The 25,880-nt window shown below is 38.5% G+C and carries 18 protein-coding genes and 1 pseudogene; 10 read left to right on the plus strand and 9 right to left on the minus strand.

Going from position 1 to position 25,880, the window contains the following annotated elements; genetic code table 11:
- The first annotated feature begins 349 nt into the window (after positions 1-349).
- From EAE91_RS16215 to EAE91_RS24310, 10 genes and pseudogenes are all read left to right on the plus strand, one after another.
- Complete coding sequence (locus EAE91_RS16215; protein WP_214089404.1) at positions 350-1,381, plus strand: hypothetical protein; 1,032 nt, start codon at positions 350-352, stop codon at positions 1,379-1,381.
- Between the two features lie 344 nt (positions 1,382-1,725).
- On the plus strand, positions 1,726-2,277 hold the full coding sequence (locus EAE91_RS16220) for a dihydrofolate reductase family protein (RefSeq protein WP_214089405.1): 552 nt from the start codon (positions 1,726-1,728) through the stop codon (positions 2,275-2,277).
- Positions 2,278-2,457: 180 nt separating this feature from the next.
- Positions 2,458-3,813 carry a Fic family protein gene (locus EAE91_RS16225; RefSeq protein ID WP_214089406.1) on the plus strand — a complete coding sequence of 452 codons (1,356 nt, stop codon included), beginning with the start codon at positions 2,458-2,460 and terminating at the stop codon, positions 3,811-3,813.
- A 519-nt stretch (positions 3,814-4,332) separates the two neighbouring features.
- Positions 4,333-7,050, plus strand: a complete 2,718-nt coding sequence (gene cas3, locus EAE91_RS16230) for a CRISPR-associated helicase Cas3' (RefSeq protein WP_214089407.1) — start codon at positions 4,333-4,335, stop codon at positions 7,048-7,050.
- Between the two features lie 14 nt (positions 7,051-7,064).
- On the plus strand, positions 7,065-8,669 hold the full coding sequence (gene casA / locus EAE91_RS16235) for a type I-E CRISPR-associated protein Cse1/CasA (protein ID WP_214089408.1): 1,605 nt from the start codon (positions 7,065-7,067) through the stop codon (positions 8,667-8,669).
- Positions 8,669-9,250: a type I-E CRISPR-associated protein Cse2/CasB gene (gene casB / locus EAE91_RS16240; protein WP_214089409.1), complete on the plus strand. Its 582-nt coding sequence runs from the start codon at positions 8,669-8,671 to the stop codon at positions 9,248-9,250. Before casA ends, casB begins: the two co-directional genes overlap by 1 nt.
- A gap of 20 nt (positions 9,251-9,270) precedes the next feature.
- Entirely contained in the window at positions 9,271-10,305 is a 1,035-nt protein-coding gene (gene cas7e, locus EAE91_RS16245; protein WP_214089410.1) for a type I-E CRISPR-associated protein Cas7/Cse4/CasC, read from the plus strand.
- 10 nt (positions 10,306-10,315) lie between these two features.
- Entirely contained in the window at positions 10,316-11,062 is a 747-nt protein-coding gene (gene cas5e / locus EAE91_RS16250; RefSeq protein WP_214089411.1) for a type I-E CRISPR-associated protein Cas5/CasD, read from the plus strand.
- Positions 11,049-11,723: a type I-E CRISPR-associated protein Cas6/Cse3/CasE gene (gene cas6e / locus EAE91_RS16255; protein WP_214089412.1), complete on the plus strand. Its 675-nt coding sequence runs from the start codon at positions 11,049-11,051 to the stop codon at positions 11,721-11,723. The genes cas5e and cas6e overlap by 14 nt, the downstream gene beginning before the upstream one ends.
- A 1,053-nt stretch (positions 11,724-12,776) precedes the next feature.
- Positions 12,777-13,045: pseudogene (locus EAE91_RS24310) on the plus strand (IS1 family transposase); the annotation flags it as partial.
- Between the two features lie 22 nt (positions 13,046-13,067).
- On the opposite strand, the gene EAE91_RS16265 reads toward EAE91_RS24310, so the two are convergent.
- The 9 genes from EAE91_RS16265 to EAE91_RS16305 form a co-directional block, all read right to left on the minus strand.
- Positions 13,068-14,327, minus strand: a complete 1,260-nt coding sequence (locus tag EAE91_RS16265) for a pyridoxal-dependent decarboxylase, exosortase A system-associated (protein ID WP_214089413.1) — start codon at positions 14,325-14,327, stop codon at positions 13,068-13,070.
- A gap of 215 nt (positions 14,328-14,542) precedes the next feature.
- Positions 14,543-15,481 (minus strand): ketoacyl-ACP synthase III family protein, encoded by a 939-nt coding sequence (locus tag EAE91_RS16270; RefSeq protein WP_214089414.1) that lies wholly within the window; start codon positions 15,479-15,481, stop codon positions 14,543-14,545.
- A gap of 5 nt (positions 15,482-15,486) precedes the next feature.
- Positions 15,487-16,401 carry a transglutaminase domain-containing protein gene (locus EAE91_RS16275; RefSeq protein WP_214089415.1) on the minus strand — a complete coding sequence of 305 codons (915 nt, stop codon included), beginning with the start codon at positions 16,399-16,401 and terminating at the stop codon, positions 15,487-15,489.
- Positions 16,394-17,326: an alpha/beta hydrolase family protein gene (locus tag EAE91_RS16280; protein ID WP_214089416.1), complete on the minus strand. Its 933-nt coding sequence runs from the start codon at positions 17,324-17,326 to the stop codon at positions 16,394-16,396. Before EAE91_RS16280 ends, EAE91_RS16275 begins: the two co-directional genes overlap by 8 nt.
- 353 nt (positions 17,327-17,679) lie before the next feature.
- On the minus strand, positions 17,680-19,245 hold the full coding sequence (locus EAE91_RS16285; protein ID WP_214089417.1) for an AMP-binding protein: 1,566 nt from the start codon (positions 19,243-19,245) through the stop codon (positions 17,680-17,682).
- Positions 19,242-20,189, minus strand: coding sequence for a ketoacyl-ACP synthase III family protein (locus EAE91_RS16290; RefSeq protein WP_214089418.1), 948 nt, complete (start codon positions 20,187-20,189; stop codon positions 19,242-19,244). Before EAE91_RS16290 ends, EAE91_RS16285 begins: the two co-directional genes overlap by 4 nt.
- Positions 20,186-23,227, minus strand: a complete 3,042-nt coding sequence (locus tag EAE91_RS16295) for an efflux RND transporter permease subunit (RefSeq protein ID WP_214089419.1) — start codon at positions 23,225-23,227, stop codon at positions 20,186-20,188. The genes EAE91_RS16290 and EAE91_RS16295 overlap by 4 nt, the downstream gene beginning before the upstream one ends.
- Positions 23,224-24,297 (minus strand): efflux RND transporter periplasmic adaptor subunit, encoded by a 1,074-nt coding sequence (locus tag EAE91_RS16300; RefSeq protein WP_214089420.1) that lies wholly within the window; start codon positions 24,295-24,297, stop codon positions 23,224-23,226. The genes EAE91_RS16295 and EAE91_RS16300 overlap by 4 nt, the downstream gene beginning before the upstream one ends.
- Positions 24,294-25,871: a class I adenylate-forming enzyme family protein gene (locus tag EAE91_RS16305; RefSeq protein ID WP_214089421.1), complete on the minus strand. Its 1,578-nt coding sequence runs from the start codon at positions 25,869-25,871 to the stop codon at positions 24,294-24,296. Before EAE91_RS16305 ends, EAE91_RS16300 begins: the two co-directional genes overlap by 4 nt.
- Positions 25,872-25,880 lie beyond the last annotated feature (9 nt).

Genomic DNA, 25,880 nt, shown 5'->3' on the forward strand with positions numbered 1-25,880 from the left:
TTCTCTTTGGGGTGAATTGTATTGTTTGTGAGGTATTTCAAATGTTAAGAGTGTCTGAATTGTTATTTTTAAAATAATTTCGGATTGAATTTAGTATTAAAAATATTTTTACAAGAGGGGATTTTTAATAATTTTAGGTTTAGGGTAGAGTAATATGGTGTCGTGTTTATTGATGTGTACCTAATATATCATGTAACTATCTTTTAATATTGATGTAATGTAGGTGGTTGGAATAATAAATCTGACGTTCAAAAATAGCAAAATCCAGATATATGGCTATAATAGAGGGTTATATATACAAGAATTACGGTGGTTAATATATTAAAGGCTTAAATGAACGAGGGATAAGATGGAAGGTACTTTAATTATTTGTGTTGATTCGATTCTGAGATTTCGATCAGATTACGATACGACAATCGCTGTACCGATGTTATCAGTTCAGGAACAGCTAGGGAAAAATGATCCGTTCTTTTTCCTGAAATATTTCAGAAATAAAGTCATAATAGAGAAAGGAGTGACAATATCGAATATATTTCTCGCGATAGAACCGTGGCAGGCTATGCTGAGCACGTGGTTGGAAATTGATATTGCTGCTTATATTGCAGAGATTAGAAAGCCTTCGCAAGAAGAACCAATATTTGATTGGATCAGTATTCAGAGAATCACATCGGTTCATCGGGTATATCAGCGAAAAGATATGAAAGATAATGAAAAACTGTCTGAATATTTTAATCGTGAACATACGCCGACAAAATATTTTAATATTGAATCAGTTTGTATGGCATCGGGTTATAGAAGGGGAGATAAAGAGCATTACAGTATCAGTGAATATATCCATGAGATTAAAAATATTCCAGTCATTGCCAGTGACAGACAAATATTGATTGGTTATGATGATAATAATACGGATATTTTGAATGATAAATGTTTTGGTATATATGATAATAGAAATATCAAATATATACAGGGAACAACCTCGTTCGCGTTTTATGAATTGATGGAAGCTATTTTTAATGATGGCTTATTCTACAATTCACCGCAAACAGCTTGTCATAGCTTAGAGATGATAAAAGAGATGCTAGAAATCATAGATCGCGGAAGTATGAATCACGAAAAGGATAATAAAGAGTATATTAATCAACAAGAAAGTAATAGTGGAAATATTAATGGAGGTAATGATGATAGAGAATTAAATGTTGAATTTTATGATGGTGCTTTTGATCCACTGATAGAGCATATAGAAACAGAGAGGGAGTATTGGAATTATATAAAGTTATTATGTCATTCTCATGGTCATTTGCCGGTAAGAATTGGCATGATTAATGAGGCTAAAGCTCCTGAATATCGCTTCTATAACAATATTATAGATGATGAAAGTTAGCTTTTATGGATGAGCTATATTTCACCATCAAGTGTTAAAGTGCCAATGGATATTATATTTTTGTATCTGGTCTTATTTTATTGGCTAAGTTGTTTATTTTACTTTTTATTTTAGTTTATTGGTTTTTTCATATCTGTGACCAAACGACATTGAATGATAGAAATTACGTTTTAGCATATGGAAGCAATGTTTTAGTGTTTTACTTTTTCATGTATTGTATTGGCGAAAATATGAAGTAACGTAAGTAAATCAGCGTTATCTTTTGACGGAAATTTGAAAATATTTCAATTATCATCAATCCGGTCATATAGTGTTTTAACATCGTGTTTAATAGGAAGGTAATAATGCCGAAATTAATTTATTACGTCGCTGCGACAATGGATGGTTATATTGCTGATAAAAACAATGGCTTGGATTGGTTATATGAGTTTGTGCTTGGGGATGATGCAACACCTTATGATGATTTTTATCGAGGTATTGGCGCAGTGATTATGGGAGCAAAAACATATGAATGGATAATGGCGAACTCACCGGATGATTGGCCATACAAAAATGTTTCCGCCTTCGTTCTTTCTCATAGGGCGCTGCCAACGCCTGAAGGGTTGAATATCATCATAACCAATGAAACAGTAAGAGTTATTGCTGCCAGGGCGAAGAAAATGGCTAATGGTAAAGATGTCTGGTTAGTTGGGGGAGGTAAAACCGCTGCGTATTTTGCTGAGGCTGGTGAATTACAACAAATATTCTTAACCACGATTCCGGTGTTTTTAGGCGAGGGCGTTGAGGTTCTTCCTGTGAGTGAAAAAATACATGTCACGTCTAAGACTCAACGTTTTTTACGTAGCGGTGCTATTGAAAGCTTGCTGGATGCTAATGCAATCCTACCCCGTAAATAAGATTGCTGCTGTCATGTTCATCTATCTTGTTTTCAGCTAAATAGGTTTAACACTACAGCCAGATGTATTGCCCACATTAATCGCGCCATAATCGCGTCATATTAGTGGCACGAAAGTGGCGCGATTATCTGAATTGCGCCATAATCGCGCCAGTATTCTTACTAGGAGCTGTTGTTCGTTATGAGTTCAATGACTGATATTTATGAAACCTTGTGTGTTGCATCACAACCTATGTCCGTTTCGGATTTATTGGCGGAGTATCCTTCCGTTCCTAGAAGGACTGTTCAACGTTGGTTGGGACGACTTGTTGAAGATAAGAAAGTACAGATATTGGGTGAAGGTCGAAGTCGCCGCTATGTTATCGTTATGGAGGAAACATCAGATTCGGTAGCGGATAGATCGGATAATTTCCCGAGCTATATTCCACTGTCTGAGGATAGTAAGGATATTCTTCGTTATATTGATCAACCCATCAAAGCGAGAACGCCTATCGGTTATCAGCGAGAGTTTCTGGAATTATATGAGCCGAATGTCACTTATTATCTGTCGGTTCCAATTCGTAATCAGCTTTGGCGAATTGGAGATACGAAACAAATCTCACAGCCAGCGGGAACCTATGGTAGAGCTATCTTGGATCGTTTGCTCATTGATTTATCGTGGGCTTCAAGTTATTTGGAAGGAAACACTTATAGTCGATTGGATACGGTGAAGTTGATTGAATATGGAAAAATTGCGGTAGGAAAAAACGCTATTGAAACTCAAATGATCCTAAACCATAAAGCCGCTATTGAATTACTTGTCGATGGTATTGAGGAGCTTGATTTTAATCGATATACCGTTCTCAATTTACACAGTACATTATCTGAAAATTTATTATCTAATCCTGTCTATGAAGGACGTATCCGTCAACATCAAGTTGAAATAGGAAAAAGTGTTTTCAGGCCGTTATCGGGTGAGGCCCATATCAGTGAAATTTTGGATTCGTTGCTCGGGAAAGCAGGAGCTATATCAGATCCGTTTGAGCAATCCTTTTTTATGATGGTCCATTTGCCGTATTTACAGCCTTTTGCTGATGTTAATAAGCGAACTTCCCGCTTGGCCGCTAATTTGCCGTTGGTTCGTTCAAATCTATGTCCGTTAACTTTTGTCGATGTACCGGAAGAAGCATATAGCCGTGCAATGCTTGGTATTTATGAAATGACCCGAGTTGAATTACTACGGGATCTTTATTTGTGGGCTTATGAGCGTTCAGCCCGAGAATATTTGGCTGTCACGCAGGGAATCACCGCACCAGATCCGTTAAGATTACAATATCGAAATGTGATTAAGCAGATCGTTTATCGGGTAGTTTCCACGCCAGAGATGGATTCAATTGACGTTATAGATAAATTAATTTCCGATGAATTAAGTCAATCTGAGCGTGACACGTTAAAGGCATTGGTTATTGAGGAATTACGGCGATTGCATGAGGGTGTGTTGGCAAGGTATGGCCTCCGACCTTCGCAATTTGAAAAATGGAAGGGAAAACACCGATAGTCTTTGTATTCACGTTATTGAATAGCTACATAACCCTAAAAAATTTCCGGGTTAATTACACGGTTATCTTAGAAAAGCTATTAATTAGCTCTTTCGTTACGTTATCGCATTAGGATTTAAATTTATGCGGTTAGGACTAAAAATCGATTTACGAAATAATAGTAATTGACATTGCTAAACACCCGTCAGTATTTTCATTCCACCTTGGCCTGACATCCTATACGCAGGGTTATCAGTGTAAATGAACTTTGGTAAAACAGGTACGGACCTTACATGTAATTATCTTTATTTATCAAATAGATAAATGTAGGTTGACTACCCGATTAAACTGCTCCTTGCACTACGATGTCGCTTCAATATCTGGCTTATGCTCAGAGATGGGCCAAAAATTTTTCTGTTTAGGTAATGAGTTTTTATACAGAATTATCCTAAAAAAACAGAAACTAGTATTTTTCTGATCTAAATTTTCGCATTATGTTCTAAAAATAGGTAAAACAGATGTTTAAGTAAGGATTTTAGATGGAAATGCCAATTTATTTTCAATACTGGGGTAAGGCGAAGCGAGTCTTAGAGGTTGATAGTGCAGATTATCATCTGCTTCCTTATCATTGTTTGGATGTTGCAGCGGTGGGAATGCAGTTACTCTCTTTAGAAAGATCGCTCGCCAGAGATCTTGCTAATTCTTTAGCGTTATCTACGCAGCAGCTACAAAGCATCGTCTCTTTTATATTGGCTTTGCACGATATTGGTAAATTTGCATCGGCTTTTCAAAAATTACTTCCCGGTCTGGCAACTGGTCTGCATCGACCAGATTGCCCTAGAGAGTCTGGTGGCCGTTATTTTTGTCATGATCGTATAGGGTTATATTTCTGGGAAAATATCAAAACGGAGTTGCTGAATAGACTGGTTAATATTGAAGGTGTCGAGCGAAGAGAGCAGCGAGAGATGTTTGATGCCTTAATGGTATTCATGGATTGTGTATTAGGGCATCACGGCCAGCCAATTGATAAAACAAACTATAAAGCGATTAAACGTTTTACTGAACCTCATAACCTTAATGCTGCCACACTCTTTGCACATCATTTGGTTGAATTATTTCAACCTGAGTTTCCCATTGAAAAATTGCAATCCAAAGAGTGGCGACGGCGACTGGAACAAGTAAGTTGGCAGTTTGCGGGTATTGCAATATTGGCGGATTGGATTGGTTCTGATAATCATTATTTTACGTATCAATCTGAACCTATGCCATTAGCTGATTATTGGAAACATGCTCAAGTCATGGCAAAAAAAGCGGTTATGGCTACCAATTTAGGTAAGGCACCAGCAATTAAGCCGTTTATTTCCATTCAGGAATATTACGGTTTTGCCGCAACACCATTGCAACAGTGGGCCGAATCAATATCTGTAGATAATTCTCCTCAACTGTTTATTTTGGAAGATGTCACTGGGGCAGGTAAAACAGAAGCGGCGCTTGCGCTGACACATCGTTTGATGCAGGCAAAAGCCGCTGATGGTTTTTATTTTGGTTTGCCTACGATGGCCTCTTCTAATGCAATGTTTAGCCGCATTGCTAAACATTACCAGCAAATGCTATCGATAGAGGATGACAGTAAACCAAATATCGTTTTAGCTCATGGTATGCGGGAGATGAATAGTCAATGTCGTGAACCCGTTTTGGCATTAGGTCATTCAGATAGAAACTATGGTAAAACAGATATCCCCTCTTCAGCGCAATGCAATCAATGGTTAGCTGATCCACGTAAGCAAGCGCTGTTAGCGCCTGTTGGCATTGGCGCGATTGATCAGGCTTTATTAGCGGTATTACCAAGGCGTTATCAGTCACTGAGATTATTTGGGCTTAATCGTAAAGTACTCATCGTTGATGAAGTCCATGCTGCTGATGAATTTATGTTTAATTTATTGGAAAATTTATTAGCACTGCATCTTTATCAGGGTGGTTCAGCTATTTTGTTGACAGCAACGTTGACCTTTAAACAGCGTCAACGTTTAACGGATATTTGGCTGAATGCTGGTGGACTAAGTTCTCAATTATTGCAAAAAACGGATTTTCCTCTAGCAACAAAAATAAGTTTAAATGCCATATCGCCCGTTATTGAACAACCGTTATCAAGCCGAAAAGATGTTAGCCGGGAAGTTAAAGTTGATTTCTTAAATAGCTTTAGTAGTTGTGTTGAAAAGGTATTAGCCGCCATTGTACAAGGGCAATGTGTCGTTTGGATACGAAATACCGTTGATGATGCTATTGAAGCTTATCAAACATTGCGAAGTTTGCTTACTGAACCTGAGCGCTGTCTGTTATTTCATAGCCAGTTTATCTTGCAGCATCGAAAAGAGATTGAAAATCATGTCATGACTATTTTTGGTAAAGATAGTCATGGTGAAATGCGGCGGGGCAAAGCATTAATCGCCACGCAAATATTTCAGGAGAGTTTAGACACTGATGCCGATGTCATGATTTCAGATATTTGTCCTATTGATGATCTCATTCAGCGAACCGGGCGTTTGCATCGTCACACTCGTGATAGCGATGGTATTTATCGCTGGGGTATTAAAGATTCACGCCCTGCGCCAATATTGTTTGTTCACGCGCCTGAATGGCGGGAACAACCTAGCTCAGATTGGCTAAGTTATAATTTTCGCAACACGCAATGTGTTTATCGCTCGCCTGTACGTCTGTGGTTAAGCATGCGTGTGTTGAGAAAATTGGGGGCTATACGTATGCCTGCGGAAACTCGCCAATTGATTGAAGCGGTTTATGGTCATGCTTATGAGCAAGCGCCGGAAGTGTTAAAACACCAATGGAATGAATTCATTGACGAAGAACGAAGTCAGACAGCTAAAGCTAAATCTTTTTGGTTACAGTGGCAATTATATGGTTATTGTGATCGCAGTGCTGCTCATTGGTATGAAGATGATTCCGATATTAATGCTCGCCACAGTGATATTGAAACTGTTGAGGTGTTATTACTGAAAAGAAGTGGTTCAAGGCAACTGGTGCCTTGGGTAAATGCAGGCGAATTTTCAGTGTCACTGAGTACGATTAAATTATCCAGAAATAAGTATGCGGATAAATTAACGCCAATTCCGACAGAGTTAATACCCGCTCTTAATGCCTTGCAACAGAGATATTATCAAATTAAATATTTGCAACCTTGGTTGCCAGCACAAGATCCGAATTTTACTTATTCTTCAACAATAGGCTTTTGTGAAAGATAAAAGCAGGAGGTGTTATGAACTTAGTTCAGGACCCGTGGTTGCCCTTTCGATTACGTGATGGCAGTGAAAAAGTGCTGCCTATTAATGCGATATGTGATCATGATGTTATGGACTTTGCTTTACCGCGAGCTGATTTTCAAGGTGCAGCCTGCCAATTTGCCATTGGTTTATTACAAACCGTTTTTGCGCCGGAAGATAAATATCAATGGCATGCTCTATATGAAACATCACCTGATAAAAAGATATTGCAGCAAGCTTTTAATAAAGTGACACATGCCTTCAATGTTACCGGTACAGGGCCGCTTTTTATGCAGGATTTTGATCTGCTGCAAACAGCAAAATTAACCACTGTAGCTGGATTATTAATTGAAGCGCCGGGAGCGAATGGTTTAAAACTTAATACGGATCATTTTGTTAAACGTGGCATCGGAGATGTGATGTCTCTTGAAATGGCGGTTTTGGCGCTGTTTACCTTACAAATTAATGCACCGTCAGGAGGAGTGGGACATCGGGTAGGATTACGAGGCGGGGGGCCGTTAACCACATTAATGGTGCCGCAACAAACGGATACAACATTATGGCAAAAACTGTGGTTAAACGTCATTAATCGAAGCGAATGGCATTATTCAGAGCCAGATTTAACCAGTGCTGAGATTTTCCCTTGGTTAGCGCCAACAAAAGTGAGTGTTAATGAAGGAACCGAAATTTATGCTGAGGATGTGCATCCCTTACATATGTATTGGGCAATGCCGAGACGTATACGTCTTGTGGTGGAAAAGGGGGAAAATATTTGCAAAATTTCAGGTAAATATTCTGCGTTCACCGTCTCTGAATATCGGACACAAAACTATGGCGGCAATTATTTCGGTAATTGGGCGCATCCGTTAACGCCCTATAAATGGGATCTTAAAGAACCAACACAACATTTATCTATTAAAGGCCAACCTGGAGGGGTGACGTATAAAATTTGGGATGCTTTAGTCTTTACCAGCCATGAGAGAGGGCAGCGTTGTGCGCCAGTCGTGAGCCATTTTTACTCTTTATGTTGTCATTTTGCTGAACTGCGAAAGGCAATGCCTCGTCTATGGGTGTTTGGCTACGATATGGATAATATGAAAGCACGTTGCTGGTATTCTGTCACTGTGCCGTTGTTTTTTGTCTTACCTGAACAACAGGAAAAAATTCTATATCAAGTCAAAGAGCTGCAAAAACTGGCAGCCAGTATGATTTGGCTATGCCGGAATCAAATAAAAGCGGCTTGGTTTGAAAAGCCCGCGGATGTGAAAGGCGATGTTTCCTTTATTGATTTGGTTTTTTGGCAACAAAGTGAATCCCTGTTTTTTTCCGTGGTGCATCAACTTATCAATAATAGACATTCTGATGCGCCTTTTCTGACACCAGAGCAGGCTAAACATTGGCTTAATACCTTGCGTCGTCTCTGTAGAGATTTATTCGATGAATATGTCGCTTTATCTGAATTGGGTAATGAGCGTTCAATGGCAAAACGTATGAGAGCGCGTCAACAGTTAATTATCGGGCTATATGGACAAAAATCTTTAAAAGAGATCAACACATTTATGACTAATCACCATATTCACTCTGGTCAAGAGGAAATGTAATGGACAGCAAGAGCGAAATCATATTATTTCGTTGGTGGCAAAGTATGTTTATGTCACCGAAGCAGTTAAAAGAGAAAGGTATTATTCCAGCGCCTTCTACTTATAAAGCCCAGTTAAAGCGCTGTGAAAATGTTGAGATGGCCATGTTAACCGAAGGTTTTCGGGATTTATGGTTCAGTTTACCTGACGAAATTAGCTTATCAGATAGTCCGGCAAAATTAGAATATTGGGCTACGATGGCGGCAACATTAGTTTATGTTAAAAGCAACAGTGATATTACATTGGCAGTAGCGGCGGGTAAGAAAGGAGGTGGAAATAAATCGGTTGTCAGTGAATTAAGATTTTCACAATTACAAAATGCTAAAACACCGAACGAATTGCTACGTCGATTACGTCAGGTTTTACAGAGAGTCAAAGGTAATATTTCTGTTTTGGCTCTAGCACGGGATATTGAGGAGTGGTTCGCTGAATATGGGCAATTACGGCCATGTAAGGCGGATAAGCGTATCAAGGTGAAGTGGGTTATGGATTATTACCGTGCAGCTAGTGGTAAATCGGTTGATTTATCGAATTTTCATTAATTGAGTTTAGGATGATTATTATGAGTCAGTTTATTCAATTACACTTATTAACTTCCTATGCGCCATCTAACCTTAATCGTGATGATTTAGGCCGGCCTAAAACAGCGAGAATGGGCGGTTTTGAACGTTTACGCGTGAGTTCTCAAAGTTTAAAACGCCACTGGCGTACTTCTGAATTATTTGAACAGGTGCTATCAGAGAATATTGGTATTCGCACCAAACGATTTGGTATCAAGATATTTGACGCTTTGGTCAATGCTGGAGTGACAGAAAAATCCGCTAAAGCATTGGCTACAACGATTGCCGGTGTTTTTGGAAAAATGAAAAAAGATGCTTTAGAAATTGAACAGTTGGCACATATCAGCCCGGCAGAGCAACGATCTGTCATGTCGTTGATTAAAGTGCTGGTGGAAGAAAACCGGGGGCCAACAGCCGAAGAGCTTAATTTATTAAAGACTAAGCAAATTGCGGTGGATATTGCTTTGTTTGGTCGGATGTTAGCTTCAAGTCCTGCATTTAACGTCGAGGCCGCCTGTCAGGTCGCTCATGCTATTAGTGTGCATAGTGTGGTTATTGAAGATGATTATTTTACGGCGGTGGATGATTTAAATGATGGTAAGGAAGACACCGGGTCGGCTCATATAGGGGAATTGGGTTTTGCCGCGGCGCTGTTCTACAGTTATATCTGCATTAATAAAACGCAATTAATAAAAAATTTGGATGGCGATGAAACCCTTGCTAATAAAGCAATTAAAGCGTTAACAGAAGCCGCTGTGAAAGTATCGCCTACGGGTAAACAAAATAGTTTTGCTTCTCGCGCTTATGCCAGTTTTGCTCTCGCTGAGAAAGGCGAACAACAACCTCGTTCTTTATCTGTTGCATTTTTAAAACCTATTAATGACAACGATCAGGGACCATCGGCAATTAATGCATTGGAAAGCCAAATGTACAATATTGATCAGGTTTACGGTACTTGTGCCGATGCCCGCTATAAATTCAACACATTCACGGGGGAAGGAACTTTGACCGAGCTGCTTGAATTTGTTGTGCAGTAATGGGGGCGGAATGAAAGCATATTTAGTCTTCCGATTATATGGCCCGATGGCAAGTTGGGGCCAACCTGCTGTTGGGGGGGAGAGGCCAACGGAATTGTATCCGGGCCGCTCTGCGATTTTGGGGTTATTAGGAGCTGCGTTAGGTATTCGACGAGATGATGAGTCTGAATTAGAAAGATTACAAAAAAGTGTGTTAGTTGCAATTAAGCAGACCGTTCCTGGCTCTTTAATGCGTGATTATCATACGACGCAAGTGCCGACGCACAGTAAGAGTGTGGTTCATCATAACCGTAAAAGTGAATTAAAGTCAGATAAACTGAATACCATTCTGTCTAATCGTGATTATCGTTGTGACGGTATTTGGATCGTTGCTATTACATTAACTGAACACACTGGTTTTACGCTTGAACAATTACGGGATGCTTTACTTAAACCCGTATTTATCTTGCATCTTGGACGTAAATCTTGCCCGCTTGCTTTACCTCTCTGCCCTAAACTCATTACGTCATCAGCATTAAAAACAGCGTTGGATATCCCTTTTCCACCGCTGATGCATTCTGATAGAGAGGATAAATTATGGCTAGGAGCAAATGGTATTGTGACTTATTTTTGGGAGGGAAATAAAGATGAAATGATCTCTTCAAATATCTTAATCAGCCATCCTTGGGATGAGCCGATTAACCGGGCGCGTTGGCAATTCCGGCAACGTACTATGTATCAACTTTCTGTCGAGGAGGGTGTTGATGTATTTGTCTAAAATTGTGCTTCGGCAATCGAGTCAAACAGCAAATATATTAGCAAAACTGGGTGCGAATGGCGTTTATACTTCTCATCAATTGTTATGGAAATTGTTTTCAACAGACGAAAAACGTCAATTTCTATTTCGGGAAGAACTTGGAATAATGGGATTACCCGTATTCTATGTTTTATCTAAAACATCACCTCAAACTCAGTCACCATTGTTTGAGGTGGAAACGAAAGCATTTTATCCTCAATTGAAGGCGGGGCAACGTTTAGCTTTCAAATTACGCGTTAATCCAACAATCTGTATTACCAATCCTTCTGGAAAACGTCAGCGTCATGATGTCTTGATGCATGCTAAGTTTTTGGCAAGGCAGCAAGGTGAAACGGATCAGGGGAAAATAAAAGCCAGGATGGATGATGCTGCCCGTAATTGGCTGTTGAATAGTCGTCGTATGCAGCAGTGGGGCATTCAGTTTGACGATTTACTGGATGTTGAAGGTTATACCCAGCATCGAAGTGTAAAAAGGCAGGGGCAAAAAATACAATTTTCCAGTATTGATTTCCAAGGGATTCTGACGGTGACCGACGATGAGCTATATTTGTCACAGTATGCAAAAGGCTTTGGTCGTGCTAAAGCGATGGGATGCGGATTGATGTTAATCAGAGCAGTGTAATGGAAATTTATTTTTGTCGGAGCTAGAAATGCAATATTCTTTGTCGTATTGGGATATTGATGTTAAAGGTGGCACATTCGCAGTTGTTAAGTGTTTGTGTTACATTTCAAAAGCATGGTAAAAAGTGATATTGCTAATTAATATCATTCTGTGGAGTAGGGCGTAGTCACTACTTACGGAAATATGGATAAAACAATTACCGTGTTCCTCACGTCTGTGGGGATGAACCTGAATTTTGGTATACATTTTAACCAGAAAGAATATGTTCCCTGTGTTTAATGGGACCGCTATAATTAGTGATAGGATATCGTGTTAGTGGGCGTTCCTGACTGTTACTGGGGTGAACCAAACTCGATATATCTCGTCAAAGAGAGAATTTAAGTGTTCCCTGCATTTGTGGGGATAAACCGCGGCATGAGTGATGCTTTACTATGTTCGCTAAATGTTCCCTGTACTGACGGGGATGGACCTAGCAGTGCTCCAAATAGCTGTAAAGCCAAAAATGTGTTCCCTGTATGGTATTAACGGGGATGAACCGTGTGAAAATGACGCTGATAATCGGCTTTCCTGATGCTCCTTGCCTCAATGGGGATAAACCGGACAGTAACAGTGATATAGTCGGTAGTAGGCGGTGTTCCTTGTGTCTATACGGGGGTGAACCGAACTGATACTGTTGTGTTTTGGGGTTGGAAGCGTGTTCCCTGTTATTGACGGGGATAAACCGAACAGCTAGCGTTTTAGCTGGCAAGAGATAGACTTGTTCCCTGTTTCTACGGGGGTAAACCGCTAAATACAGAACTATCACCATTTGTTACGACTTGTTCCCCGTAATTTACGGGGATCAACCGTCATCCGGAAAGGTAGCAGGCATAAAGGGCCAGCGTTCCTTGAATTGATGGGGATAAACCGGATTCAGGTTTTATGATGATAGTTGAAGTAGAAATGCTCCCCGTTTTTACGGGGACATGATGATGGTGTTACTGATTACGTTATTGATTGTGCTGTTGATTGTATTGCTGTTTCTCTCTCAGCTTTCAATAAACCTTTGGGACGGGGAGTTATGCCAAAGAAATTAGTTCCAGAAAAGCACATTTTGTGGGACTAATTTTCACCTATGCATAGAGCGGTATAATTTCAATCGACGAACACATATCAAGAGATTGGCAAGAAGGACAATTTGTTATTCACACCCAATAGAAATCCATGGAAAACTCATTGGTGCATATATTGAAAAGCATCACGGAATTTACCCAATATATAATTTTGGGGGTTTCCCCCCAAAAAATTATATAATAAATCTAAAAACAACGTTTGTAAAATAACCAACAAAATGTATTGGTACCATTAAACTAATACTTCTACTGCATTTATTTGGCTTAGAAAATTATTCGGACTTGCGCTTAAACCATAAGCACCAGATTGAAAAATTACCACTAAATCCCCCGGAATTGCTACTGGCATATCTCCTTGATGAACAAGAATATCTAGTGGAGTACAGAGTGGACCAACTATATTTACTATTTCACGTTTCTTTCCTTTAATTTTGTTACCAATGATTACAGGATAGTTTCTTCTTATTAGTTGCCCCAGATTTCCTGATGCAGATAGGTGGTGATTCATTCCACCATCTGTAACTAAAAAAACCATATCGTGGGAGATCTTACGTTCAACAATTTTAGTCACATAAATTCCAGATGAAGCAACTAAATAACGACCTAACTCCAAAATAATTTCCGTTTCAGGTAGGAATTTTTTTGCACGTTCTACCAGTTTGTGCATCGCATTGCCAACTTCAGCAATATTTAGTTCAGTGTCTCCCTGAAAGTAAGGGACTCCAAAACCACCTCCTAGATTAAAACGACGTATTGGAGATGGAACAAGACGTGATAATTCAATTACTAAATCAAGAGCCTTATTTTGAGCTTCAATCAAATGCTCTGCACGTAAATTTTGTGAGCCAGGGTAAATTTGAAATCCTTCAAAAACCAGGGAATTTGGACAATCACGTATAAACATCAGTGCATCAGGTACATAAACTACATCCATACCAAATTGGCGTGGTCCACCTCCCATCTTCATGCCAGAGGAGTTAAGATTATAATCAGGGTTTATACGTAAAGAAATACGTGCACACAAACCAAGTTTTTCAGACAATATTTGAATTCGCCGTAACTCATTTAACGACTCGACATTTAACAATACCTGTGCGGAAATTGCTCTTTTTAATTCTGCATCTGTTTTACCCGGCCCTGCAAAACTAATATCTTCAGGAGAAATCCCTGTATTTAGCGCCAATGCCATTTCATTCGCAGATGCAACATCAAACCCTTCAACTTTTTGGGATAAGTGGTGAATAAGTGGTACAAAAGGGTTTGCTTTAATTGCATAATGAATACTAATTTTTTCAGGTAAATATTTACGTAATAGACGTACTTGCTGATCAATATGTTTTCTAGAATAGGCAAAAAAAGGAGTCTGTCCTATTTGAGTTTCCAGTCTGGTTAATGGTATTCCTCCTATTTCCAGACAATCGTCTTTAATGGAAAATGTTTCTGCGATTTTCATCGATAAACTTTTCTGTGTCATTCCATTTTCTATATTCATAATTTACCTTACATTAGAAAAAGATAGCGTTAGTATATGTAATCCATCAACAGAATTATAAAATTCTTATAAATAGAGTTAATTTCTGGTATTTTTAAAATCATACCCCACCATTTATTTACATAGAAATAAGAATACATATATTTGATTAAAAAAAAGATATATCCATATATAGTTAACTATAGCCTACAGCTTTTACATCCAGAAGTAGTTAATCACGAATAAAGCAATAAAGATGCACCAAATAGACCACCTACTCCGGCAGAAATCAGCAAAATTTTATCTCCTGAATGTAATGTTCCACTATTTTTCAGTGTATGTAAATTAATAAGCATATCGGCACCAAAACAATGTGCTATTTCACTAATGTTTTTAAGAAATATCTTCTCTATAGGAATATTCATAAACTTTGCTGCTCGACGCCATATCAAAATATTCACATTATGTGGAATGATATACGATATTTCATCTATCGTCATATCCGACTGCTGTAATACATCTTGAATCACAGATTGTAATCTGAGTTGATAATTTGCTGTGAAATCTCGATAAGCATCAGAATTAGTTGGTAACCAAATACCTTGAGAATATCTTGGATAAGTATGTATAGAATGTGCAAGAATGCTTGAACCTTGACCGTTCAGAGAGAGCAAGGCGGCGGCGGCGGCATCACCTATTACCGCTACATTAGGAACTACTCTAAGCTCAAAACTGTCAGCAATTTCCCCGACTACGATCAGAGCTTTACTATTAGGAAGCGCATTCTGTAAATAATATTTTGCTAAAGAGAGTGCGGAAAATATGGATACACAATTGTTGCTGCTAGTTCCTATAGCAACAGCATTAGGTAGTTGTAGACGCCGAACAAGTAATGAGGCCATATTTTGACCCCACACACTACTTATAGTCCCTGTATGAGCATAAATCAGCAGTACGACTTCTTGCTTAATGTGGGGAACTTGTTGAAACAATTCCCTGCAGGGTTTTAGCAGCATTTCTTCTTCGCTGCCTTCCTCTACCGGACAATGAGTTAATTCGTACATACGACTAAACACCCTCGCCTCATTTTGGGTTAAACCTAAGCGTTGGTATTCCATTTCAACTTTAAGCCTCTTTTGAGGTACATAGCTAGTAAGTGTATCTAATGTCATCATATGAATTATTTACTCCATTCAGCATGTAAATCGACACAATAAGCACCGGATACCGGGCTAAAACTATGAACTTTTCCTTGATAGCTCAGTCCGTTGTAGCTATTAAAAGACGTAATTAGTTCATTACACTCATCTGGTAAGCAAGGATCCAACAATGCCATACGATCCAAAAAGTCTAGTTGCTGCACATCTATCACTCTCGCTCCAGGCTCTTCTTCCAGCAATATTCCCCAACTATCCCATATCAATGGTTCATACCCAGCCAGTGAAGCCAAGTCTAAAAAGAATAAATTACGTACTGTCCACTGCCCATATCCGTCATCAAATCGATATCCACTGAAAATACGTTCATCCATTGTTCCCTGTCGGATATGCCTCCATATTTCTGCTCCACTAAAGAATAAATGTTGAGGAAAATCTGATGGATTAACATTTAATAATGGCTTAGGAAGAACATTTAATCGACTTTCGGCATATAACCATCTAGTACCGTTCCAATATTCTACTAAAGTATGATCATGCATCGGACATTTATCTATATACTGATAATGAGCAAATCCATAACGGACTCTTGCTGGAATATTTTTATGTCGCATAAAGGAGCATAATAAAACAGAAAAATCCCTACAAGTAGATAATAGACGTTTTTCTGGAGGTCGAGGTTTTAAAAATTCTGAATCATCAAGTAACAAAAGTTTTTTTAGTATCAGTGAAACACAGCGGCTGTCTATTTCTATATTACGTGTAGAAATGATGTTGGGATTAAGCTTGTCTTTGTCTGTCTGGTAGTGAATTAATAAATTCTGAACGATAGAAATTAACTCTTCCACATCATTAGGTAAATCATCAAGCTGAGATGAATATGCTGCTGATGATGTCACCTCAGTATGCTGTCGATAGTGATTAACAGGATTAAACATGAATAGGCTCCATTGGCAAAGATATAATATCCTTTGTGTTAAAAGAGGTTATAAAAGCTGAAATATAGTTCATTATTTTATAGTGTAATTCTTTTCTTGGTACATAATCACCACCACTAACGACTGAATTTAATGCTTTTAATAAAGGAGAGAATTCATAAATAAAAGCGTAGTGACCAGCTCCAAATAGGATATGATGTTCAACATGAGGTAAGTGCGTTGCGTAATCAGATGGTGATCCAAGCAACTTCATAGTATCTCTTTCACCGGATAAAATTAAAGTAGGTAAAAGCATTTCATTTAGGGTACTAGCAAGAAACAAATTTGATAAAGCTGGGGCCAGTAAGATTACAGCACAAATACCCTTAACTAAACATTGCTCAACTTCAAAACATGATAGTTCATTTAGTACTGGTGAAAACTCTGGCTCCAGTTCAAAACAGGGCTGACAACCGCACATCACTAATGCATCATACGCTCCAGCGGAATGGCCCATCACTAATGGGTGCGAAAAATTTATTCTCTCACTTAAAGCTTCTAAGAGTAGTGCATCATATGCGTATACTAAACGTCGAGGCCTGGTTGTCAAATTCATCCAACTATACCTGGCATCCTGAATATCTTGATGATCCACTGCTAACACAGCAAAACCTTGTGTTGATAAAAACTCGGCAAGGTATGATTGATCAAAACGTGAACCACCGGACCCATGAGAAATTATTATTAATGGCCAGTTTGTACCCATAGGGATCGCATTTTCTTCCGATTTTGCATGTAATATATTTCGGTATCGCTTTACGATACCACTCTCAGCATATGCAGGATACCAAAGAGTAGCGGAAATAGTCCCTAATGAAGATGGCCAATTGTAATGTATTACTCCACTACCAATGATGTGAAATATATCATTAATTCCGTTTGGCATTTAAATAAACCTCCAATTTATTACCATTGCTTAGTAAAGTGACCAAATTTCATTCAAGAAAATAATTTTCTATTAATGTTTTTTTACCAAATTTATACAATTTCTTTCTTATTAAATCATAGACTCTATTCATTTTATTTATATTTCCTGCGCTATAGCGAAAATTTAATTCCATCAAGAAATGTTTTTACTTTTGTCTATACCTTTTCAGAGTGAAGATGCAGGTTTTTAATCTCATAATTATATTATTTAAAATAAATAATTTACATATCAAACCTGCATCTTAAAGTATGTAATTAATGGATGCTGATTTTTTTATTAAATTTTTATTCCATAAGTTAAGTACTAGACCGTTAAGAAGATACTCTGCCTTCAGAAAGCTTTTTCTTTAGTTGTTTATAGTCTGTTTTTCCATTACGATTTTTGGGAATAGCCCCTATCACCAATCTTGTTGGCCACATACTTTTGGGCATAAATTGCTGGCATATTTTACGCAGCTCTAGATTAGATTTTTCATGCCAAGAAATAAAAAATACTAATCCTTCAACACAGTTCCCTTCTATAATTGGCCAGCCAATAACAGCGATATCATCCACCCCTATTGCTTTACTCAACATTGACTCGATTTCCAAACGCTCCAAACGTTGGCCATTGACTTTCAGTTGATCATCACAACGTCCTAAAAAATGGAATATCCCATCACTGTCACGCTTAACCCAGTCTCCAGTACGATACCAATAACAACTACCATCGTATTCGAAGTTATTAGCCTGTATAGAATTACTTGATAAGTAACCACTAACCACTTGCTCACCGCCGATCCATAATTCACCTTCTTCTATATCTTTCTCGTTTTGACGTGGGCGTCCAATCTTTAATTTTGTGCCGGGATAAGGAGCCCCGATTGGAACAATCAATTCATTAGTTACTGTTGGCTCAGAGCTCCAGCGATAACCACAAACTGCAACTGTTGCTTCCGTTGGCCCATAAATGTTATCAATATGTGATGCAGGTGCAGCCAGATGCCAACTTTCAGCCATGCTCTGTAGTAAAGGTTCTCCACAAAATAGCGATTGGCGTAAGTGAGGAAAAGAACCTGGTTCCAATTGCCGTGAGCGTTGAAAGTATAGAATAATAGAAGGCACTGATGCCCAAAATGTCAGATGTTTATCTCGAACAAACCCTCTAAGCATTAAACTGTTTTTGGCATCAAAAACATGAGTCGATGCTCCAATAGTCCAAGGAACAAATAGATCGTGGACGGAAACATCAAAGCTCAGAGGACAAATTTGAGAAAAACGATCAGCGCAGGTTGGTTGATACAGCGCTATGGTATTGGATACATAGCGTGTAACATTAGTATGTGCAACCTCAACCCCTTTAGGATTACCTGTACTACCTGATGTAAACATCAAATATGCATCAGGATTATCCGTTTTCATTTGTGCAGCAGGAATCCTAGCTAAATCAGCATGTGCGAGAAAATAGTGTTTTGGATAATCATTACACCAATTCGGACGTTGTTTACTATCTGACAAAATTATTACTAACGGTTTATCTATGTGTTTCAATAAATCGTGCAATAACTTTTGCTCCTCAGTGCAAGTCACTAATAAATCAAAATCAGTAATTTTAGATAATAAACTCAGACCTTCAGGAGTCTCGTCTTCGTTTAATGGCAAATAAGTCTTACCGTAACATAATGAAGCTACAACACCTGCTAAGATTCCTACATTTCTTCTTCCAAGCAAAGCACAATATTTTCCTTGTGAAAGAGAGAATCCTCGGGCCAGAAGGGATGCTAACTCATGTAGCTCACGGTAACTATATACATCATTATTAATAGATAACGCTTGGTAATCTGCATATTTCAGTGCGCTATCATGCAGCCATTCACCTAAGTGTTCAAAAACTCTCATGATTCAATGTCCTCTTTAACTAATTGAAAAATAGCAGCACCGAATACTGCCCCTAATCCTACAGTGGCAACCATTACATAATCTCCTAATCGCAGTGTATCTCTAGCAAAACTCCAGTTGATAAAGATATCTGCCCCAAAACAGTGACCTAATTCAGGTAATTTATCCAAATAAACTTTGTCCAGAGGTAACGCGATTTTTTGGGTTACATCACGCCATGAAATCAAGTTCACATTATGGGGAAAAACCCAACGTATATGTTCCCAAGACAAATTAGATTGTTTTAAACAGCGCTCCATTACATTAGCCAAGCGTCCAGCATAGCTGGTTTCAAATTGCACTTGCTCTTCTGCGGTTTGCCAAGAACCCTTAGAATGTTGTCCGTAGTAATCAATCTCTAAGGCTTTCATTTTGGCCCCATCACCTCCCAGACTAATTATGCAAGCTGTAGCAGCATCGCCACACAACGTAGTATTGGGAATTTGTTGTAGAATACCGCTAAAAGTTAGGTCAGCTGTCAGCAATAATGCATAACCTTGACCACCGTTTCCAATTAGATGATTTTGAATTACCTGCAATCCATTGAGATTAGAAGCACAGTTATTCGAATGAATGGAGAAGCAAGTTGCATTACGCAGTCCCAATCGTCGGTTCAGCCTCGACAACAAATTATTTGGATAAGTCCAAGTTTCTGGAGCAGTATGCGCATGAATAAGTAAAGTAATAGATTCTATTGCTATACCATTACGTGTCAGCGCATCTTGAGCTGCACGATACATCATCTCTTCCAGAGATATATTACTGATAACTATGCGATTTAATCCATAAAAACGCTGATATATCTTGATTGCATCTTCAGATAATTGAGGCTCAATAGGAACTCGCTCCAATCCAATTTTCTGTTCTGGCAAATAAACACCAATGTCATTGATTATTAGACTCACGATGTGGCTCCATTCGTTTTTTTGTGTACAAAGATATAAAGCGAAGGCAGCAGGAAAAGGGTGAGACATGAACCTACTAACATTCCCATGATAATCACTAGACCCAGTTCAAAACGGGATTCTGCCGCTGGACCGCTGGCAAATAAAAGAGGTAAGGCTCCCAATATCATGGTCAGCGTAGTTAGAACAATTGCACGTAAGCGAGACGCAGATGCTCGCACTGTTGCGTAGTAAATACTAATACCACCTTTCTTGTGCAAGTTATCAGTAGCTTGCACCATTAAAATTCCTTGTTTACTGATCAACCCAACTAAAGTTAGCATGCCAACTTGTGTAAACATATCAAGCGGTACATCAAACCAAAATAACGCTAGTAATGCACCTAGTACTGAAAAAGGAATGCTGCCCAGTAAAACAATGAGTGGCCCCAGATAATTAGTAAGTTGTAATGCTAATAGACAATAAATACCTACTAATGCTATAGCAAAAGTTACTAGTAAACGTTGTCCTTCTTCTTTGCTTTGTCGTGTTTCTCCTGATAGGTCGTATGACACTCCTTGTGACTTGAGATTGTGGAGTAGTTGAAGAGCAAACTCTGTTGCTTCTGATTGCCCTACTCCCGGGGCTAACACACCTTGTAGTGTCACAGCAGCCTGTTTTTGGAACGTATTTAGAGATTCAGGACCTACTTCAGGATTCTGAGTCACCAGACTTCCTAGTCTGATAAGATTGCCATCTAAACTTCGCACTTGTAGATCTAATAGTGATTGTATCGCAGCTCGTTCAGTTTTTTTCAAGGCCATGATGACGTTATAGGTCCGTCCTTCATAAATGAAAGGTTGTAGTTTAGTATTGGCGTATGCCAAATTCATACTATAACCAACATCTGAAGCGGAAATTCCTACTTTCGCCAGTTGTTCACGATCTAGTCGTATGTGAATCTGCGGAGTATCATATTTCAAATCTTTTTTCAAAAATAGAAACATACCACTAGCACGCATTTCACGTAGCATTAAATCACTAAGCGCATCTAGATTAGCGTAATCTTTATCTTCATGTTTGAGCACAAATTGGAAAGGTAATCCTCCGACACCTGGCAAGGAAGAAGGCAAGATTACTACCGACTGTAGAGCTGGGATTTTAGTTAAAATATTTTGCAGTTCAGGTTGTAATTGTATTGTTGAACGTTGACGTTCGGACCAATTAATTAATCGAACAAATGAAAGCAGCTGATTGTCTTTTGGTACTCCTATGACGTAGTTAAAATTAGCTATTTCTGGCAAGGTACTATAAATATTCTCTAATGTGGGTGTGTGTTGCTCAATATAGTCTGTTCCAATGACACTTGGGCCTTCTGCAATTACCATTAGGCTACCTTGATCTTCTTTGGGAGCTAGCGCGTGAGGTAATATAATGAACAGAATGGTTACACCGGCTAACGTAGTTCCCCATAGCCATAGTGGGAAATTTCCAGTTTTCATTATTCGAATTAAAACGCGTTCATAACTACGACGGAAGCTAGCAAACATCTTTTCCACTCGTCTCACCATTAGTGAATGTTGATGATTTGTCGATAGCATACGTGCGCACATGACAGGAGTTAGGCTAAGTGCTAATATCCCAGAGATGATTACAGCTCCAGCAAGAGTCACTGCAAATTCAGAAAATAACTTGCCTACAATTCCACCAATAAATGCTAATGGCAAATATACGATTGCTAGAGTTAAGGTCATGGTTATTAGAGATATAGCAATTTCATTCCCTCCTTTTAATGCAGCTTGATAAGGAGTGTCTCCCATGCGTATTCGATGCAGAGCTATGTCTAACACAATTATGGCATCGTCAACTACCAGCCCTGTCGCTAGAACCATTGCTAGTAAGGTCAGTGTATTAATTGAAAAACCACACAAATAAATCACTAAGCACACACCCACCAAAGAGAGTGGAATGGCAATAACTGGGATCGCAACAGCTCGTAATGTTCCAGCTCCCAAAAATATTACTAGGGTAACAGCGCAGCAAGTGAGTAAAATAGTGATGAAAACTTCATGCACCGCACCGCCAATATATTCACTGCTATCGATAAGCACGTTAGCCTGTAAATCATAAGGGAAACTGGATTTCAATTCCTCTATGGTTCTATATATATCATCAGCAGCTAATAAGGGATTACTACCTCGTTGCCAGTTGATCAATACTATGGTGGCAGGCTTGCCGTTAAAAATAGATTTAATTTCCGGCTGGCTGCCTCCTAATTCTATGTCAGCTACATCCTTTAGGCGAACCGGAGATATATTTGTTGCAGTCATAATAGATAAATTAGCAAAATCACTTATTGTTGAAAGTCCTGTTTCTGGCACAAGTTGAAAACGTAATTTACTATCATGTAAAGCGCCTCCATTTGCTTGAGCATTCTCCAATTTTAAACTTTTACTGATATCTATTGCGGTTACACCGTGGCGTTCCATACGTTCTGGATCTAACCAAATTCTCATTGCATATTCACTACCCAGTATTTCTACATTCCCCACTCCTTTTAAAGATTCTAAGCGTGGTTTAACAACTCGGTGCAAAAAGTCCGATACCTGTGCAGCTTGCATTGTTTCACTAGTAAATGATAATGCGAAATCAGGAATTCGTTCTGCTTCTTGGCGGGAGATTTGCGGTGGATCCATATCATCTGGAAAATGAGATATGGTATTGACTCGTTCCATGATATTAGTCAATACTTTTTGAGTATCACTACCAATTGCCAAATGCAATACTACCTTGCTGCGCCCAGTTTCTGAAGTGCTGGTGACGTAGTTAATATCATCAATTCCAGATACTGACGATAATACTTCTGACGTAACACGCCCATCCATTAGATCTGCCGAAGCACCTGGATAAAAAGTACTGACACTAATTGCATCTGCATCTACACTTGGATAAAGGCCCACTGGTAGATATCCTAAAGAAAATAAGCCAGCAATAAACAACAAACCACTAAATGTTGTTACTATGATTGAACGACGTAAAAAAAGACCGATAATTTTCATTGGTGAGTTTCCTGACGAATAGGCGCATCTGGGTATAGACGCATTTGTCCGGCTGTCACTACTAATTCACCTTTTTCTAACCCTTTCCTTACTTGAACAACGCCTTCATTATCGTCTCCAGTAACAATAGAGCGAATCTGGACTCGATTATCTTTTACTACAAATACTGATTGCCCATAGGCACTGTAACGCACAGCAACTTTGGGTATCACTAGCGTCATCTGAGGAGCGCTCGCGGGATAAGTCACCCGAACGCTAGCACCATGACGAAAATTACCTTTTTCCAATTTAGCTCGTAACGTTAGAGTTCTGTTGATAGGATTAACTTCAGTATTGACCAGTGTAATGTTAGCTATACCAGTAAAACCAGCGACAGTATCATTTACATTAATCTGGACGCCAGGTGACAGAGTTCCAATATCAGTTTCAGGGATATTAAATTCAACATATAAATCATTTGGATCATAAAATGAAAATAACGTTTGGCCTTCCTGAATCAACTGCCCTGGCGTTAAATCATGTAAACTAGCAACTCCAGCAAATGGAGCTGTAACCATCATTTTATGCAATGTATTTTTAAATTTTTCTACTTCACTGATAGCATGAGCTAAGTTAACGTGTTCAGCTTGTTGAGCAGCCTGTGAAATTGCCTTATTCACCAGCAAATCGGCACGCTTGGTATTTTTCTGGGTCATATCTAAGTGAGCCTCTTTTTCCTTAAGCTGGAAACGCTCAACGCGATCGTCAAAATGATACAATACCCCATTGATTGGCACCTGCCCTCCGGCAGGTGCAATTTGCAAAATGGTTCCAGATATTTCAGCTCGAACAGGGAGATAGCGTATTGACTTAACTGTAGCAATAACACTTTTTCTATCTTGCCAATTCGTTGAAATGACTTGTGCTGTTTCAACCCAAACGGGTTGTGGTCCTTTTTGTGCAACAGGTATTTTGATATCTTTTTTCTCAGTATGATTAAAACTCTGAACAGCAAACAAATTGATAGAAATTCCTGCAAAAATAACTGCCACAATAGCACAAGATGCTAATATCACATGATGATGTTTCATGCGAACCGCTCCTGAACTATAGATTGGTATCTTTGACGCAGTTGATGCTTATCAAACTTTCCATTTGCGTTTTTGGGTAATTGAGGCAGTTGTATAAAAATATTTGGTATTTGGTATGATTCTAGTAAATTAGAACAAAAATTTTTCAAATCAGACTCCAATAGTTTTTCTTGTGTCTGAGTTGCCACAAAAGCAATAATATTATCTTCAGGACTTTCTTCATCAGAATGTACAATAACTGCGGCTTCTATAATAGAATTATGACCAAATAAAACTTTTTCAATTTCACTGAAAATCACCTTGCGACCACGGACTTTTGCAACTTCGTCCATACGACCAACGAAATAAAAATATCCCTCTTCATCTAACCAACCGTAGTCACCAGAATATAGACAACGATCTCCATAAATAGGATGTATACCAATTCTTTTTTCTGTTGCTTCGGAATTACGCCAATATCCTTGCATTACGGTTTCTCCGCGAATTAATAATTGTCCAATTTCGCCTACTGCACAGGGTTGATTATTATCATTTACCACCATAATTTGAGTATTTGGGATAGCAATCCCTACGCTATCTGGTTTGCGGTCTAGATCATCTGGAGGAAGATATGTACAACGTTTACATTCTGTTAGTCCATACATAGAAAATATTTTGGCTGTAGGGAATAATCTTTTAATCATTGACACATGCTGCTTACGCAAAGCCATACCTGTATTGGAGACAAGACGTATAGAACTCAAATCAAAAGAACCTTTACTAGCATAAATATCAAGTAAACTATACAGTGATGATAGCCCTGGCATAATTGTGCAACGGTACTGTTGAATATGCCTTAATACTACCGGTGGAGGTGTATTATTTGACTCAAGTACCACTGTTCCCCCAACAAAAAATGCTAAAATTATCTGATATAATCCGTAATCAAAAGCAATTGGCAATACTGCCATTATCGTATCATCATGGCGGTACTCTAAATAATTTACCAGAGACCGTGTAGCTGCCATCATATTTTGGTGACTTAACATAACTCCTTTTGGTTCACCAGTGGAACCTGAAGTATAAATAATAGAAGCCAAATCAACACTAATTGCCTGAAGTGGAATATTAGCTTCAGAAATTGGATCAGAAATAAAATCATCAAAATTAATTAAATTATTTTCAGAACATATATGTTCAACTTTATCAACAATCAAATTAATATTTGAAAAATATAAATGATCATATTTTATTAATGTTTCTGCAATCTTTGAAGAAGTGAAGAAAAAACTAGCTCCACTATTGTTTAAAATAAATTTAATTTTTTCTTCTGGTGTATCAAATGCTATGATAGATGGACAGGCCCCTAATTTTTGTGCAGCAAAAAATATAGCTATAGAGTTTATATGATTTCCTAAACAAATTACTACTTTGTCTCCTTGCTGTAGTCCATTCAGCCTCATACCTGCTGCAATAGCACATATTTTCCTCCATATATCTTTATAAGTATAATTCTGATTGTTGAAAATTAAAGCTGTTTTTTGGGGATATGCCATTTCAGCATCTCTAATAATCTCAACCAAATTATATTTCATGTAATAATC

This window comes from Photorhabdus noenieputensis, from assembly GCF_018448935.1.
In the GTDB taxonomy this organism is placed as follows: Bacteria; Pseudomonadota; Gammaproteobacteria; order Enterobacterales; family Enterobacteriaceae; genus Photorhabdus; species Photorhabdus noenieputensis.

Bases quoted from the DNA above. Each gene is read 5' to 3' on its own strand.
- EAE91_RS16215 (WP_214089404.1), top strand. From the start codon at position 350: ATGGAAGGTACTTTAATTATTTGTGTTGATTCGATTCTGAGATTTCGA.
- EAE91_RS16220 (WP_214089405.1), top strand. From the start codon at position 1,726: ATGCCGAAATTAATTTATTACGTCGCTGCGACAATGGATGGTTATATT.
- EAE91_RS16225 (WP_214089406.1), top strand. From the start codon at position 2,458: ATGAGTTCAATGACTGATATTTATGAAACCTTGTGTGTTGCATCACAA.
- cas3 (WP_214089407.1), top strand. From the start codon at position 4,333: ATGGAAATGCCAATTTATTTTCAATACTGGGGTAAGGCGAAGCGAGTC.
- casA (WP_214089408.1), top strand. From the start codon at position 7,065: ATGAACTTAGTTCAGGACCCGTGGTTGCCCTTTCGATTACGTGATGGC.
- casB (WP_214089409.1), top strand. From the start codon at position 8,669: ATGGACAGCAAGAGCGAAATCATATTATTTCGTTGGTGGCAAAGTATG.
- cas7e (WP_214089410.1), top strand. From the start codon at position 9,271: ATGAGTCAGTTTATTCAATTACACTTATTAACTTCCTATGCGCCATCT.
- cas5e (WP_214089411.1), top strand. From the start codon at position 10,316: ATGAAAGCATATTTAGTCTTCCGATTATATGGCCCGATGGCAAGTTGG.
- cas6e (WP_214089412.1), top strand. From the start codon at position 11,049: ATGTATTTGTCTAAAATTGTGCTTCGGCAATCGAGTCAAACAGCAAAT.
- EAE91_RS16265 (WP_214089413.1), bottom strand. From the start codon at position 14,327: ATGAATATAGAAAATGGAATGACACAGAAAAGTTTATCGATGAAAATC.
- EAE91_RS16270 (WP_214089414.1), bottom strand. From the start codon at position 15,481: ATGATGACATTAGATACACTTACTAGCTATGTACCTCAAAAGAGGCTT.
- EAE91_RS16275 (WP_214089415.1), bottom strand. From the start codon at position 16,401: ATGTTTAATCCTGTTAATCACTATCGACAGCATACTGAGGTGACATCA.
- EAE91_RS16280 (WP_214089416.1), bottom strand. From the start codon at position 17,326: ATGCCAAACGGAATTAATGATATATTTCACATCATTGGTAGTGGAGTA.
- EAE91_RS16285 (WP_214089417.1), bottom strand. From the start codon at position 19,245: ATGAGAGTTTTTGAACACTTAGGTGAATGGCTGCATGATAGCGCACTG.
- EAE91_RS16295 (WP_214089419.1), bottom strand. From the start codon at position 23,227: ATGAAAATTATCGGTCTTTTTTTACGTCGTTCAATCATAGTAACAACA.
- EAE91_RS16300 (WP_214089420.1), bottom strand. From the start codon at position 24,297: ATGAAACATCATCATGTGATATTAGCATCTTGTGCTATTGTGGCAGTT.
- EAE91_RS16305 (WP_214089421.1), bottom strand. From the start codon at position 25,871: ATGAAATATAATTTGGTTGAGATTATTAGAGATGCTGAAATGGCATAT.